Below are 13,570 nucleotides of genomic sequence, written 5' to 3' on the forward strand. Positions count from 1 at the left end.
TCAATGAGGGGTGCCATGATTATCACCTGTGAAGCGTGCAACACCAGTTTCAATCTTGATGACAAGATGCTCAAAGCCACTGGTTCAAAGGTCAGGTGTTCGGTTTGCTCCAACGTGTTCACCGCCTTTCCGCAGCAGGCGCAAGCCCCTGAACCGCCAGCCGGAGAAGTTGGAACCGATGCGGCGCCGCAAACCAAACCCGATTCCGGACCCGATCTGACGGCAGCTACCGCCGTGGCATCGGACCGACCGGACAAGCCGACCGCCGCGGAACCGGATGACGCGCATACGCCCGAGACCGAGGTGCTTGCCGAAGACTCCGGTGCGCTCTTTGCCGAAGGCACCGACCTTGATTTTGCACTGGATGACGAACCGGAAGACGAGGTGTCGGCGACGGAGATTGAAGATGCGGTAAGTGGCGCCCTGGAAGATGACCTGGCGGATCTTTCCTTTGAACCGGCCGCTGAGCCGAAACCGGCAATTGAATCCGACATCGTCGGGGAGAGTGATGCCACCGTCATCGCCGATCTGGACGATCTTAGCCTGGACCTTTCTCCTGAGCCTGCCGATGACGCCGGTGCGGCCACCGTCATCGCCGACCTGGACCAGGATGATTTCGATCTGGACCTTTCACCCGGGGCCGGGAGCGATGCTGAAGGTACGGCTACGGTCATTGCCGACTTGGATGACGGTTCTTTGGATCTGGATAGCGATTTTTCTCTGGAATCCGAAGCGGCCCCCGAATCGCCGGCTGTAACCGGCGAGGGGCTGCCCGAAACGTTGGATGACCTGGACGGGCTGGATCTTACCCTGGATATGGAGAAGGATGGCAGCGCGCCTCAGTCTGGATCGGTCGCGCCGGAAGCGGTCGACACGTCGCTGGATGATCTCTCCCTGGATTTCGACCTGGAGCCGGACGCCGATATGACCAAAGCCTCATCAACGGACGATTCAGTCGGCCCGGTCGAGGAGGAACTGGATCTGACATTGGATCTGGAGGATGCAGGTGCAGGGGAATTGGAACCGGCCACAGAATCGCCGGTGCTGGATGATGATTTGGACCTCTCCAGTCTCGAGGGCCTGTTAGACGAAGACGAGGCGAGTGCTGACGATTCCGTTACCGTGGTTGTCGATGAGGATGAAGAGCTGGGGCTGTCTCTTGACCTGGATGATCAAACGTCTGCTGATGGTGGCGATGCCGCCGGTGCGCCGGGTGGGGAAACCCTGGAAGATCTGGAATTCGACCTGGACGGGGACGGCAGGTCTGAAACCCTTGACACCGACGATAGCGATGATGCCGATCAGGAGATTGATCTGTCTGAGATCGAGAAGATGCTTGAAGAGCCGGAATCAGATGACGCCAAATTCAGCGTCATGCCGGAACAGGATCTTGATCTGGACATTGAAGCCAGCCTTGAGACGGAAAAATGGATGTCCGAATCCAGTGACGACGATCAAGTGGTGGTGGATGATGACCTGGACCTGTCCGATCTCGAGCAGGTTCTGGACGAAGTCGACCCCGATGCAGCTGACGATACCCCGGAAGATCAGGAACTGGAACTGGATTTGGGCGATGGGGAAGTGCTGGGGACGCCGACCGAAACCGTGGCCGTCGATAACGATCTGGATTTCGACCTGAGTGATTTTGAGGACGGTGCCCCGACGGAATCCGCGGGTGATACGGCTCACCGTCTCCGCGAATCGTTGGACATGGATCTGGAATTCGAGGTGGAAGAGGGCCGCCAAGTTGAACAGACCCTGGAGGACGAAGGCCTGGAAGAAACCGTCGCCATCCCCGTACCGCCAGCGGCTGAAAAAAGCAGGGCGGTGCCCCCCCGGCCGGCAGAGCCGGCAAAGCCGGCAAAGCCGGCGGGCCGGCCCAAACCTGTCAAAAAGGGGATGAGCAAATCGCTGGTGTTCCTGCTGATTCTCGCGATCCTCGGCGGAGGCGCCTATGGGACCTATTACCTGCTTAACCAGAACGACATCGACATCCCCTTTCTCAGTGACTACCTGAAACCGAAGGTACAGGATCCGGGCAACCTGAAACTGACCACCTACGACATCAACAGCCGGTTTGTGGACAATGCCGCGGTCGGCAAACTCTTCGTGGTTTCAGGCAAGGTGAAAAACGGTTATGCCGAAAACCGCGGCATGGTTACCCTGGAGGGCAAGATCTTCTCCACTGGCAAAGTACCGGCCAAAAGCGAAAAGGTCTACTGCGGCAATGTCATGTCCGACCTTGAACTGGCCAACCTGGAGTGGGACAAAATCAAGGAGCGGCTGGTCAATCGATTGGGAGACAACCGCAGCAACGTGAAAATCGAACCGGGACAGTCCATTCCCTTCATGGTTGTCTTTTCAGACCTTCCAGAGGATCTTGAGGAGTTCACCATCGAGGTGACCGGGTCGACGTCCCTCAAATAGCTGGTTCGGTTTTCGGCTTGACTAACAGGTGATGAGCTGTTAAGAGTCCGCTGTTCTTTTGGGCACGAAAAAAATAATGGCGATGTAGCTCAGCTGGTTAGAGCATGCGGCTCATATCCGCAGAGTCCGGGGTTCAAGTCCCTGCATCGCCACCAACAGACACCTAACCCCCCGTAGATACGGGGGGTTTTTTTATTTTTGACCCCATAAATCTTGCCAGTTATTTCTCCTTGCAGGGTGGATGACTGGTTGGCCAAAAAAATTTAGGGGGAATCGTCTGTCACTGGTGCAACCTTGACGGATTTGTAAAAAGTCCGATAGCAGCCGGTTCAATCATCCATTGACATTGCCAGCGATTAGTGATGGAACGCCATTGGGATGGGACCCTAACCGCAATCCACCGGGAATGCCTGATGAATAAATTCCAAGCCATGGCGCAGATCATGCTGCTGTTAAATGAGGATGGCCTGTTGAGACCGGGGAGCCATGTTTACCAAACCGTCAGGCGGATGGTTTCCGACAAGATCGATAGATTGGGACCCGATGCGGCGCTGGTGGATGTCGTGGATGGAAAGCGTCAACTGCTGGACCAGATCAAGATGCTGGCCATGTGGAACAGGTCCTCGGGTCGGCCGCCTTCAACAAACCGTTAAGCCCCGCGCGTCCACCATACCATTCAAGCCATTTGGCCGGATGTCCCTCGTGTACGCACCTGCCTCACATGGTCGTCAGGAACCAGGTCCTCAGCTTTTCTACCACCGGTCGACTGGAAGGGGATGGGTTCAATGAAGGCTGTGGGTGTGGATGGATCGCAGCGGCGCCCCCATCCTTTGCACGTCTGCGGCAGTCTGGGCATGGGGTCGACGATTAATCGGCATCTTCTATATCGCTGTCGATATTTTCGGCGATGAATTCCTGGAGCAGTTTGCCCGCACCCTTGTAATGCCGCGTGGTGAACTCCGTTCCGCAGACCCATCCCGATTTAAAAAAGAGGCGTTTGCTGGGCGGGCGGTATTGCGAAATGTGCCGGGGGATACCGGCCACCCTTACCGGTATTTTTCCATTAACGATTATCGGTTCGATTTCGGTGCCGATCTGGATCTCTTCCGGTGAGTCGATTAAAAAACCCACGCCGTATTCATTGATATTGAAGATGCGGTAGGTTTTTCCGTTGATGGATATGGTCAGGTCCTTGACGGTAAGTCGGCGTTTCTTTCTCTTTCCCAAAACCTGATCCATATCTTCCTCCGGTTGTCCCTGTGTTGGCCGGCCTGTTTGGCGGTCATTCCAATGGGATGATGTTCAATGACACATTTCTTGTGTCGGATCAAGCGCTCTTCCCCTTTAGCACAATCTGCGCAATGGGTGACGGGGAGCACGGTGGGTGCCTTGGATTCACTTTGGTTTACCTGCGCTGCCCTTGGTTTGTGGCGAAGGTGGTAGACCGCTTGCCGCAATCGTTTTTCGGGTTGGGTTTATGAAATCCGGTATCCGGCCGATAATAGGCTCATACGGACGGCACCGGATACACACCCCGGGTTGAACCGCGACAGCGAGTGCATTCCCCGCCGCCTGCGGCGGGTTTAGCGAGCGAAATGAAATCGAATTATTATCCTTTCGGTGCTGCGCAGCATATGTCCGCGGCGTCGGTGAATGAATCGAAACCGCAGCTGGCAACTTCCGATTGCGCTCGGGGTCAGAGGAAACTATCGTGAGCACGCCTGTAGAAATATTGCCGATTATCGATCGACTTGGTTTTTTTGCGTCGTTCACCGCTGAAGAGAAGCGGCAGGTGGTGTCGGATGATGCCCACTTCAGGGTATACCAACCCAAAGAAATGCTCATCCGCCAAGGTCACAGCGATCAGAGCCTGTTTATCATTCTCACCGGCACGGTCAGCATCACGGAAGGTGCCGGCGGGACCGTCTTGGCCGTTCTAAAGGCCGGCGACATCTTCGGGGAGATGGCTTTTTTCACGGAAACCCGCCGAACTGCCAATGTTATCGCCAGGGAGTCGGTAATTGCGCTGAAGTTCGACCGGGTGCTGTTCGAACAGCTCAGCCCGGCGATCCGCGAGAAATTCAAAGACAAGATTATCGAAAAGTTGGTGGCTCGGCTGGACGCGGCGAACAAAGAGATGTCCCGGCTCAATGCCGCGGTGAACGCCGACTCGCCAGAACCATTGACGTCAATGAAAACGCACGCAGGGGCGTCGTTTGCCGGTTCGCCAGGACCGGTGTTTGTCTCCGGCCGTGAGCTGATCCGCAAGATCATCGCTGATACCGCGTCGCTACCGGCCATGCCGGAGGTGATGATCAAGGTTCGGCAGTTGATCAACAATCCGGCAACCAGCCCCGCCCAATTGGCCAAAATAATCGAAATCGATTCCGCTATGGTGACCGGCATTCTCAAGGTGGCCAATTCCGCCTATTACGGTTTTCGGGGAAAGGTTTCCACCATTCAGCATGCCTCAGCCCTGTTCGGGACCCGGCGGCTGGCAGAGCTGATTACGGCCATCAGCGCAGGCGGGGTGTTGGGAAAATCCCTGGATGGGTACGGACTCAAGGCCGGAGACATGTGGTGCCATTCTATTGCGGTGGCCTGCACGGCCGGCGAAATCGCCTCGGCGGTGGGGTTTGACGCTTCTGACACGGCCTATATGGCGGGCCTGCTCCACGATATGGGGAAAATCATCCTGGACCCATACGTCCGCGAACGGAAAGTCTTGTTTGACAATTACCGTGCCACCCACCCGAAAAAAACCGTTCAGGATGCGGAGCGCGATATCCTGGGATTTGATCATGCCGTCATTGCGGCCATTCTCTGTGAAAAATGGAACCTGCCGCGATCCATATCTTTTGGCATTCGACACCACCACCAGCCTTCATCCGCAGGTGACCATCAACTATCCCATATCGTGCACCTGGCGGACTATATTACCATCCAGGCGGGCATTGGTATTGCCGACGCAGCCGTCTGTCAGGAACTGGATGAAAGCAGCCGGTCCCTGGTGCCCCTGGATTCGGATACATTAAACGCTGCCGTAGAAAAATCGCGTATGTACGTGGAAGGCCTGGCCGTGCAGGTGTCCCAGCCATAAACCTGAGGGTTGTCCCGATCCCCATCAGGCTCTGGTCCCGAACCGGGAGGGATACCACGCGCCTGGTGGCGATCCTCCCCGAAAAAATGTCCACGGATGTCAGCGGTGGGCGTCGACTAAACCGGAAGGTCTCGTCTCCGCGTAGATTAGCCCTTGAAATCAAACGTTCCAATATAATATAGTCTACTGTACTTTTAGCTTAATAGATGGTTAACCCGGCCCCGGCGCCCTGTGGAATCGATCTGATGTTTCCCGGCTTTGAAAAACTCATCGAATCACGAATAAAAAAGGCCCAGGAGGAAGGTGCGTTCGAGAACCTTCCCGGCAGCGGCCAACCCCTCCATTTTGAGGACGACCTGACGATTCCCGAGGACCTGCGCATGGCCTACAAGGTCCTCAAAAATGCCGATTGCCTGCCGCCGGAGGTGCAATTGCTCAAAGAGATCCGTACGACCGAAGACCTGCTGGCCGGAATGACCGACACGGTGCAAAAGTATCGTACCATAAAAAAAATAAACTTCCTGATCATGAAGCTCAATACCTTGAGAGATGCCAATGCGGCCTATGAAATCCCCCAGCGTTACTATAGCGAGGTGGTCGAACGCCTCGGGGCCGATAAAGCATAATCCGGTGCAAGCATGTTTGGAAAAAAAAAAGAGGACGACGGCCTGGTTAAAAGTGTGCTGCTCGCCTACTTTATTCTGGCACTTCATGTGCTGCTCATCGCCGGCGTGGCGATCCTGGTGCTCTTTTTCCGAGGCGTGGTCAGCTATATGCTCTGGATCTTCCTCGGGGGGATTGCACTGATCGGTTTGTCCGCATTCTATTTTATCAGGCGGATGCGCGCCGAAGGCAGATCCCTTGGGGAGATGTTAAGAAACCCCATGTTCAACGGACGATCCGTGGAGGTAAGCCTTCTGGGCGGAATGGCTACCGTCAAACTTGGCCAGTCGTCCCGGCCACCGGCTATCGAACACGATGCGGCCGTGGACATCCCCCGTCTTGAAGACCCGGAAGCATCCCGCAGCCGGGATGTTTCGGAACTCGCCGAACTGGCTCGATTGCTTGAAAAAGACCTCATCACCGTCGAGGAGTTCAACAAGGCCAAGAAACAGCTGTTGAACGGTTAGTTGAACGGTTAAATATGCCTGCCATAACGGGTGACTACCCGTGGGCCGAAGAACGTCTTTTTTCGTTGAAGTCGTTTCGCCAAGGACCTGAGAGCGTTCACAGGCATCGGGATCTCGCGTGACAGCCGCATCCGCTGCATACCGGCCTGCAACTGCCAATTCGCAAAAGGGGGCTTTTATCATGAAAAAGAAAACCATCGCCTTGATCTCCGGTGGCATCTCGTCGGAAAGAGAAGTGTCCCTCAACAGCGGCAAACAGGTCTATACTGCCCTGGACAAGGACAGGTACGCTATCCTGACCTACGATCCCAAGACGGACATCCCCCGGCTGGTGACCGATGCCGGCAGAATCGACTGCGCGCTGATCATCCTGCATGGTCCCTACGGTGAAGACGGAACGGTTCAGGGCTTGCTCGATCTGCTGGACATCCCCTATCAGGGCGCAGGCGTGCTGGGCAGCGCCGTCGCCATGAATAAGCTGCTTTCCAAGCATCTCTACGAGAGAGCCGGCCTTGTCGTGCCGCCCTATGTTGTGGTGCGGCGAGGGGAATCGGTCGACGTAAACGCCATCGTCGGTGGGCTGGGCCTTCCGCTGGTGGTCAAACCGGTGGAAACCGGATCGAGCGTGGGCATGTCCATCGTCCGTGACGACGCATCCTTGGCCGCTGCAGTGGAAAAGGCATTGGAATTCGGAGCCACGGCCATGATCGAAGGTTATATCTCCGGCACGGAGATCACCTGCGGCGTATTGGGCAACCAGGATCTTGAGGCGCTGCCGCTCATCGAGATCATTCCGGGGCAAGGTTACGAGTTTTTCGACTACGACGCCAAATACCAGCCCGGAGCCACCCAGGAGATTTGTCCGGCCCGCATAGATGAACGACTGACCCAAAAGGCGAAAGACTGTGCCATCGCGGCCCACAACGCCCTGTACTGTCAGGGATACAGCCGGACGGACATGATTCTGAAAGACGATGATTTTTATGTATTGGAAACCAATACGATCCCCGGCATGACGAAAACCAGCTTGTTCCCGCAGTCGGCGAAGGCTGCCGGGATGTCATTCAGCCAGTTGCTGGATCGGCTCATCGAACTGGGTATTCAGGCCCGGCGTCGTCAAACCACTCGGGGATAGCCATATGTCACTACAAAGGCCCGCGGCCAATCCGCTGGCCCACAACAATGAGGGAGGGAGCTTATGAAAGTGCTGGTTGTCGGCGGCGGCGGAAGAGAGCACGCCCTGGTTTGGAAAATCGCCCAAAGCCCACGTGTGAAGAAAATTTTCTGTGCGCCCGGAAACGCAGGTATCGCCAAGCTGGCCAATTGCGTTCCCATCGGTGCCGCCGAAATCGACAAGCTTCTGGATTTTGCCCGGGACGAACAGATCGATCTCACCGTGGTCGGCCCGGAAGATCCCCTGTCCAAAGGCATCGTCGACCGGTTCGAAGAGGCGGGCATGCGGGTTTTCGGCGCCAGCCAGAAAGCAGCCCGGATTGAATCCAGCAAGTCGTTTGCCAAGGCGATCATGGAAAAATACGGCATCCCGACAGCCAAGGGCCGAACCTTTACCCGCCTTGCCCAGGCGCAGGCCTATGTCAAAAAGATGGGGGCGCCTCTGGTGATCAAAGCGGACGGCTTGGCCGCCGGAAAAGGAGTGATCGTCTGCAGCACCGAAAAAATGGCTCTGGATGCCCTGAAACAGATTATGGTGGACCGGGAATTCGGCGAGGCTGGCGACCGGGTGGTGGTTGAAGAGTGCCTGGTGGGAGAAGAGGCCTCTTTTCTGGCTTTCACCGACGGCAAAACCGTTCTGCCTCTGCCGTCTTCACAGGATCACAAGCCGGTCTTCGATGACGACAAAGGCCTGAATACCGGCGGTATGGGTGCCTATTCGCCCGCTCCGGTGGTGGACGGGTATATCCACCAGCGAATCATGAATGAAGTGATGATCCCCATGGTCAGGGGCATGGCTGCCGAGGGTTGTCCATACAAAGGCGTTTTGTATGCCGGCCTGATGATCGACCGGGATTCGATCAAGGTGCTGGAGTTCAATGGCCGGTTCGGTGATCCGGAGGCTCAGCCGCTGCTGGTTCGGTTACAGAACGACATCATTCCGGTGATCGAAGCCATCATCGACGAGCGGCTGGACACCTGCCGTCTGGAGATCGACCCCCGGGCATCGGTATGCGTGGTCATGGCTTCCGGGGGCTATCCGGGAAAATACAAGAAAGGACTGGAGATTACGGGCATCGATGCCGCCAATCGCATGCGGGACGTGGTGGTTTTTCATGCCGGGACCCGTTCGGACGGCAAGTCGATCCTTTCGGATGGCGGCCGGGTGCTGGGAGTTACGGCCCTTGGCGATACGGTGGAATTGGCTATCAAGAAAGCCTACCAGGCAGTTGCCAAAATCAACTGGAAGGATGTTCACTACCGTAGCGACATCGGTAAAAAAGCCCTGGTGAGGATGCAGGCCGTGCCCCGCGTGGGAATCGTCATGGGCAGCGACTCCGATCTCAAAGTAATGGAAGCGGCCCTGGGGATATTCAAAAAGTTCGGGATTCCCATCGAAATGACCGTGGCCTCGGCCCACCGCAGCCCACAACGGGCTGCCGAGTATGCCGTTTCCGCCAGGCAGCGGGGGCTCAAGGCCATTATCGCCGGTGCCGGGCACGCCGCCCATTTGGCCGGTGTCCTGGCGGCCCACACCACGCTGCCGGTGATCGGCGTTCCCATCGACTCTTCCTGCCTCCAGGGGCTCGACGCGCTACTCTCCACGGTGCAGATGCCTCCGGGCATTCCTGTGGCCACCGTGTCGATCGGAAAGCCGGGGGCGAAGAACGCAGCCATTCTGGCCGTTCAGATCATGGCCGCATCCGACGATGCGCTGAACGCCCGATTGGAGACATTTAAAAAGGAGATGGCAGCGCAGGTTGAAAAAAAGGCCGAGAAACTCAGGGATTACCGCTGACGTCCGGCGGAGCGATTCATCAGGCCCCAGTGCCGATGATATCCGGAGGGCGGCCCGGATTTTAGGACAAAAAGGGGTGCTGGTATTTCCCACATCCGGGCTTTACGGTATAGGGGCCGACGCATTCTGTACCGAGTCCATCCGCAGGGTGTTCGCCATCAAGCGCCGGCCGGCCCATCAACCACTGCTGGTGCTGCTGTCAGGCATTCACGATATGGATCGGGTGGTGCGAAGGGTTCCCGACTATGCCGAGGTGTTGATGGGGCTGTGGCCCGGAGGGATCACGCTTATTTTCGAGGCCGCCGATAAGGTGCCGGCCTGCCTGACCGGCGGAACGGGCAAGATCGGTGTGCGCGTGCCGGCACATGCCGTGGCTAAGGCCCTGATCGATCGATTCGGCGGCCCCATCACCGGAACCAGCGCCAACCTGACCGGTTTGCCGGCAACGGCCAGCGTAGAGGCGCTTGACCCTGAAATCCGCCGCCAGGTGGACATGGTTTTAGAAGCCGGTACCCTTGCCGGCGGGCCCGGTTCCACCATTGTGGACGTCACCTCCTGGCCTGTCCGCGTCGTCCGCGAAGGGGCGGTGCCCCGGCAGGCCGTAGATGACCTTCTCAATCGGGGATAGTGCAATTTGATTGACAAGCTTCAGGGTTTTTCCTATATATCCAAACCCATGCCGGAGTGGTGAAATTGGTAGACGCAGTGGACTCAAAATCCACCGACCGCAAGGTCGTGCCGGTTCGATTCCGGCCTCCGGTACCAATCAGGATGAAAATGGCGGCCGGTGACCCACTGGCCGCCGTTTTTTTTTAGCCGCCCTGGTCATGCCTGTTCATTTAGCCCATTCGTTGCTGACAGCGGCAGACAATTCGTAAACGCATTTCCCAGGAGGTCTGTTTATGTGGGGACAGATTAAAAAGTACATCATTATCGGCCTTATCGCCGCTGCCGGATATTACATGCTGGGTCATCACTTCATCTATTACGAGCGGTCTATTTCCGTGCTGCCCAAAGAGGAACTGACCCTCAAATACACCTTTTACAGTCTGGGAAGCAAACGGCCGGAAACGATTATAAAGGTGGATGAGCTGCGCTGGGCCGGTATCGGTGATATCCTGGTGGAAAAGGGGATTGCTCCCGAAAGTAAGGTCCGCATGCTGGAAGACAAGGCGGATAGGGAATCGGAGGAATAATCCCCGCGTACCATGGCCTTGCGGCGTGAAATGCAGGCCAACACCGGTGAGACGATCGACCTTCAACCCATGGGAAGCATGTTGTCAGCCAGGCGGCTGGAGGCCTTCTTCAGGTTGATGCTGAGCAGATTGGCCAGCCCTTTCAAAATGTTGACGCCGAGATTCACCTTTTTCGACAGGATGTCCTCAAAGGCGGTGCGTTGAAAAACCGCCAGCCTGACCTTTGAGCGGGCGATAACGGTCGAGGACCGCGGGAAATTGTTGATGATGGACATTTCTCCGATGGATCGGCCGCGTCTCAACGTGGCCATGACGTCGCTGCTGTCGGGTCCGGTCTTTTTCGTTACATCCAGTTCCCCGCTTTCTACGAAACACACGAAATCCGCCTTGTCCCATTCATGAAACAGCACCTGGCCGGGATCAAGTTCCACAAAATCCATCCGTGCGGCCACGTCGATCAGTTCATCTCTTTCCAGAAACTCGAACAGCGGCAGGTTGATGATAAAATCGACCAGTTCCTCGTTTCTATCCGATCCGACCGGTCCCAATTGGTCTGCGTGCATATTCATTATCCCATCGGTCTTCTGGTTTTTCCCCGGCATCGCTTTAATCATCTGCCGTGAGGCCACAAAATCCTGGCGGTTTGACTTGAAAACAGTTACAACGATCACCCGGTGCCGTCTCTATCGGTACCCGAAAACAATGACTTGAGTCCAAGAACTGAAAAAGCTTTTTTCAGACCGAATGTCAAGTCATGATAAAATAAGGCCCGGGCCAGATGCCGATCACCTATTTCAAACTGCTGCTGACCGCCATTTTCTGGGGGGGAACCTTTATCTCCGGTAGAATGCTGGCGGATTCCGTCCCTCCTTTTTCCGCCGCCTTTTTTCGTTTTCTTTTTGCTGCGGCGTGTCTCTACACACTCTTCCTGCGCCGTGAAGGAAAAATTCCCGGGCTGGCAAGGCACCAGGTGTTGCCTGTGGCGCTGCTGGGGTTGACCGGCGTATTTGCCTACAACGCCTTTTTCTTCAACGGCTTGAAGCTGATCAGCGCCGGTCGGGCATCCATCATCATTGCCAACAACCCGATAATCATTTCTCTTTTCTCAGCCCTGCTTTTTAAGGAAACCCTTTCCGCGACGAAAGTCGCCGGTATTCTGATTTCCGTTGCCGGGGCCGTTACCGCCATTTCCGGCGGAGATCCGCTTTCTTTGTTTGCGGGCGGCGTCGGGATCGGCGATCTGTACATTTTCGGCTGCGTACTCAGTTGGTCGGCTTATACCCTGATAGGAAAACGGGTGATGCATGACCTGTCCCCCTTGGCAGCCGTATCTCATTCAGCGGCCGTTGGAGTTTTGGCGCTGCTGATCCCAGCCTGCATGGAGGGGATGCCTGCCGCCGTGCCGGGATATTCGCTGTCGGATTGGGGCAATCTGGCCTATCTCGGATTGTTTGGCACGGTGCTGGGGTTTGTCTGGTACTATGAGGGGATCCGGGTGATCGGACCGTCGCGGGCCAGCCTGTTCATCAATTTCGTGCCCATCAGCGCGATTTGTCTGGCCCACATCGTCCTGAAGGAACCGTTAAGCATCTCGCTTCTGGTGGGCGGCGCCATGGTAATCACCGGTGTCACCTTGAACCACCTGCCGGATACCGGTGCGCGCCTGTTCAAATCCAAGGTGCGGATTTGAGCAATAACGGCGTCACGAATTGTCAGCAGTTCACAGCGATTGTCGACGCCGACCACCCGTGTGGTAGCGAATGGGCCGGCCGGTCATCCCGCATAACAACCCAGGCCCGGTTTTAAAAGGAGGACTGCTTGATATCCACACAGATACCCGGTTTTGGAACGTTGACCCTCGAGCATCTGGTGCTGGACTATAACGGCACGTTGGCCGTGGACGGCCTGCTGCTTCCCGGTGTCAGAAAATCCCTCAATACGCTGGCCGCGGACCTGGCCGTTCATGTGGTCACCGCCGACACCTTTGGCAAAGCGGCCGGCGGCCTCGAAGGCGTCAACTGCCGGCTGACCGTATTGGAAGCGGGGCGTCAGGACCGGGCCAAGGTCGACTTCGTCAATCGGCTGGGCGCGGACCGGACGGCCAGTGTCGGCAACGGCCGCAACGATGCGCTGATGCTGGCGGCGTCAGCTCTGGGAGTCGCCGTCATTTTGGGCGAAGGCGCTTCCACGGTGAGCCTGAGCGCCGCTGACATCGTCTGTACGGATATCGTTTTCGCACTTGAATTGCTGATTCATCCGTTGCGGCTCACCGCAACGTTGCGGTCCTGAAAAGGTTGCGCCGAAGCAGATCGACAGTCCGACAGCCGGCTGCGTTGACTATTTCATATAGTGGTGTTAGATGGATCGCGGCAAATAGTGTGTTTTAAGCAGCTTTAGCAGTAAGAACCGATGTAGCTGCTGCTGCGGGAAGGCTTCACTTGCTATTAATCGCTTTACATCGCACGTAATCGCATTGGTTTGGCAATATCTAAAAGCCGATTATTCGGCTTCGATGCTTTCTCTGGAAAAAAGATCGTTATGGATTCGACAGGAAATATGCAATCCGGCAAAAATGTTTGTAAATATCTCATGGAAAACGGTGACGAAGCCACACGCCTTGAGATGAAAGCTGATCTTGACAGCATCTCTCACCAAGTCCGTTGGGCTGGGATAAAGCCCGGCATGCGTGTAGCGGATGTCGGGTGTGGTCCCGGAAAAATTACCGCGCTGCTCCATCGCATGGCCA

13 protein-coding genes, 2 tRNA genes and 1 pseudogene are annotated in these 13,570 nt (G+C 56.3%); 14 read left to right on the plus strand and 2 right to left on the minus strand.

The window, feature by feature from the left end; genetic code table 11:
* The first annotated feature begins 15 nt into the window (after positions 1–15).
* From ACZCED_RS18555 to ACZCED_RS18565, 3 genes are all read left to right on the plus strand, one after another.
* Complete coding sequence (locus ACZCED_RS18555) at positions 16–2,427, plus strand: zinc-ribbon domain-containing protein (protein WP_462967455.1); 2,412 nt, start codon at positions 16–18, stop codon at positions 2,425–2,427.
* A 78-nt stretch (positions 2,428–2,505) separates the two neighbouring features.
* A tRNA-Met gene (locus ACZCED_RS18560) sits at positions 2,506–2,582 on the plus strand.
* 258 nt (positions 2,583–2,840) lie between these two features.
* On the plus strand, positions 2,841–3,080 hold the full coding sequence (locus ACZCED_RS18565; RefSeq protein WP_464861408.1) for a hypothetical protein: 240 nt from the start codon (positions 2,841–2,843) through the stop codon (positions 3,078–3,080).
* 214 nt (positions 3,081–3,294) lie between these two features.
* Here ACZCED_RS18565 and ACZCED_RS18570 read toward each other — a convergent pair whose 3' ends face one another.
* Positions 3,295–3,666 (minus strand): hypothetical protein, encoded by a 372-nt coding sequence (locus ACZCED_RS18570; RefSeq protein ID WP_464861409.1) that lies wholly within the window; start codon positions 3,664–3,666, stop codon positions 3,295–3,297.
* A 472-nt stretch (positions 3,667–4,138) separates the two neighbouring features.
* On the opposite strand from ACZCED_RS18570, the gene ACZCED_RS18575 reads away from it, so the two are divergent.
* The 8 genes from ACZCED_RS18575 to ACZCED_RS18610 all read left to right on the plus strand — a co-directional run bounded on the left by ACZCED_RS18575 (position 4,139) and on the right by ACZCED_RS18610 (position 10,824).
* Positions 4,139–5,527 (plus strand): HDOD domain-containing protein, encoded by a 1,389-nt coding sequence (locus tag ACZCED_RS18575; RefSeq protein WP_464861410.1) that lies wholly within the window; start codon positions 4,139–4,141, stop codon positions 5,525–5,527.
* A 245-nt stretch (positions 5,528–5,772) separates the two neighbouring features.
* Positions 5,773–6,153 carry a DnaJ family domain-containing protein gene (locus ACZCED_RS18580; protein WP_462971913.1) on the plus strand — a complete coding sequence of 127 codons (381 nt, stop codon included), beginning with the start codon at positions 5,773–5,775 and terminating at the stop codon, positions 6,151–6,153.
* A 12-nt stretch (positions 6,154–6,165) separates the two neighbouring features.
* Complete coding sequence (locus ACZCED_RS18585) at positions 6,166–6,657, plus strand: SHOCT domain-containing protein (protein WP_462971911.1); 492 nt, start codon at positions 6,166–6,168, stop codon at positions 6,655–6,657.
* Between the two features lie 181 nt (positions 6,658–6,838).
* Positions 6,839–7,792 carry a D-alanine--D-alanine ligase family protein gene (locus ACZCED_RS18590; RefSeq protein ID WP_462971910.1) on the plus strand — a complete coding sequence of 318 codons (954 nt, stop codon included), beginning with the start codon at positions 6,839–6,841 and terminating at the stop codon, positions 7,790–7,792.
* 63 nt (positions 7,793–7,855) lie between these two features.
* On the plus strand, positions 7,856–9,628 hold the full coding sequence (gene purD / locus ACZCED_RS18595) for a phosphoribosylamine--glycine ligase (RefSeq protein WP_462971909.1): 1,773 nt from the start codon (positions 7,856–7,858) through the stop codon (positions 9,626–9,628).
* A complete protein-coding gene (locus ACZCED_RS18600) occupies positions 9,591–10,256 on the plus strand; it encodes an L-threonylcarbamoyladenylate synthase (RefSeq protein ID WP_462971908.1) in 666 nt (221 codons plus the stop codon). Before purD ends, ACZCED_RS18600 begins: the two co-directional genes overlap by 38 nt.
* A gap of 50 nt (positions 10,257–10,306) precedes the next feature.
* Positions 10,307–10,393: transfer RNA gene (locus ACZCED_RS18605), tRNA-Leu, on the plus strand.
* Positions 10,394–10,530: 137 nt separating this feature from the next.
* Positions 10,531–10,824, plus strand: coding sequence for a hypothetical protein (locus ACZCED_RS18610; protein WP_462971907.1), 294 nt, complete (start codon positions 10,531–10,533; stop codon positions 10,822–10,824).
* 62 nt (positions 10,825–10,886) lie between these two features.
* Here ACZCED_RS18610 and ACZCED_RS18615 read toward each other — a convergent pair whose 3' ends face one another.
* On the minus strand, positions 10,887–11,387 hold the full coding sequence (locus tag ACZCED_RS18615; RefSeq protein WP_462971906.1) for a cyclic nucleotide-binding domain-containing protein: 501 nt from the start codon (positions 11,385–11,387) through the stop codon (positions 10,887–10,889).
* A gap of 215 nt (positions 11,388–11,602) precedes the next feature.
* Between ACZCED_RS18615 and ACZCED_RS18620 the strand changes: the two genes are divergently transcribed.
* The 3 genes and pseudogenes from ACZCED_RS18620 to ACZCED_RS18630 all read left to right on the plus strand — a co-directional run.
* Complete coding sequence (locus ACZCED_RS18620; RefSeq protein WP_462971905.1) at positions 11,603–12,514, plus strand: DMT family transporter; 912 nt, start codon at positions 11,603–11,605, stop codon at positions 12,512–12,514.
* A gap of 128 nt (positions 12,515–12,642) precedes the next feature.
* Positions 12,643–13,113: an HAD family hydrolase gene (locus ACZCED_RS18625; protein WP_464861411.1), complete on the plus strand. Its 471-nt coding sequence runs from the start codon at positions 12,643–12,645 to the stop codon at positions 13,111–13,113.
* 249 nt (positions 13,114–13,362) lie between these two features.
* Positions 13,363–13,570: pseudogene (locus tag ACZCED_RS18630) on the plus strand (hypothetical protein); the annotation flags it as partial.

The sequence above is a fragment of the Desulfosarcina sp. genome (assembly GCF_055467485.1).

Coding starts and splice junctions, on each gene's coding strand:
- ACZCED_RS18585 (WP_462971911.1), top strand. CDS start 6,166: ATGTTTGGAAAAAAAAAAGAGGACGACGGCCTGGTTAAAAGTGTGCTG.
- ACZCED_RS18555 (WP_462967455.1), top strand. CDS start 16: ATGATTATCACCTGTGAAGCGTGCAACACCAGTTTCAATCTTGATGAC.
- ACZCED_RS18590 (WP_462971910.1), top strand. CDS start 6,839: ATGAAAAAGAAAACCATCGCCTTGATCTCCGGTGGCATCTCGTCGGAA.
- ACZCED_RS18620 (WP_462971905.1), top strand. CDS start 11,603: ATGCCGATCACCTATTTCAAACTGCTGCTGACCGCCATTTTCTGGGGG.
- ACZCED_RS18615 (WP_462971906.1), bottom strand. CDS start 11,387: ATGCACGCAGACCAATTGGGACCGGTCGGATCGGATAGAAACGAGGAA.
- ACZCED_RS18580 (WP_462971913.1), top strand. CDS start 5,773: ATGTTTCCCGGCTTTGAAAAACTCATCGAATCACGAATAAAAAAGGCC.
- ACZCED_RS18565 (WP_464861408.1), top strand. CDS start 2,841: ATGAATAAATTCCAAGCCATGGCGCAGATCATGCTGCTGTTAAATGAG.
- purD (WP_462971909.1), top strand. CDS start 7,856: ATGAAAGTGCTGGTTGTCGGCGGCGGCGGAAGAGAGCACGCCCTGGTT.
- ACZCED_RS18570 (WP_464861409.1), bottom strand. CDS start 3,666: ATGGATCAGGTTTTGGGAAAGAGAAAGAAACGCCGACTTACCGTCAAG.
- ACZCED_RS18610 (WP_462971907.1), top strand. CDS start 10,531: ATGTGGGGACAGATTAAAAAGTACATCATTATCGGCCTTATCGCCGCT.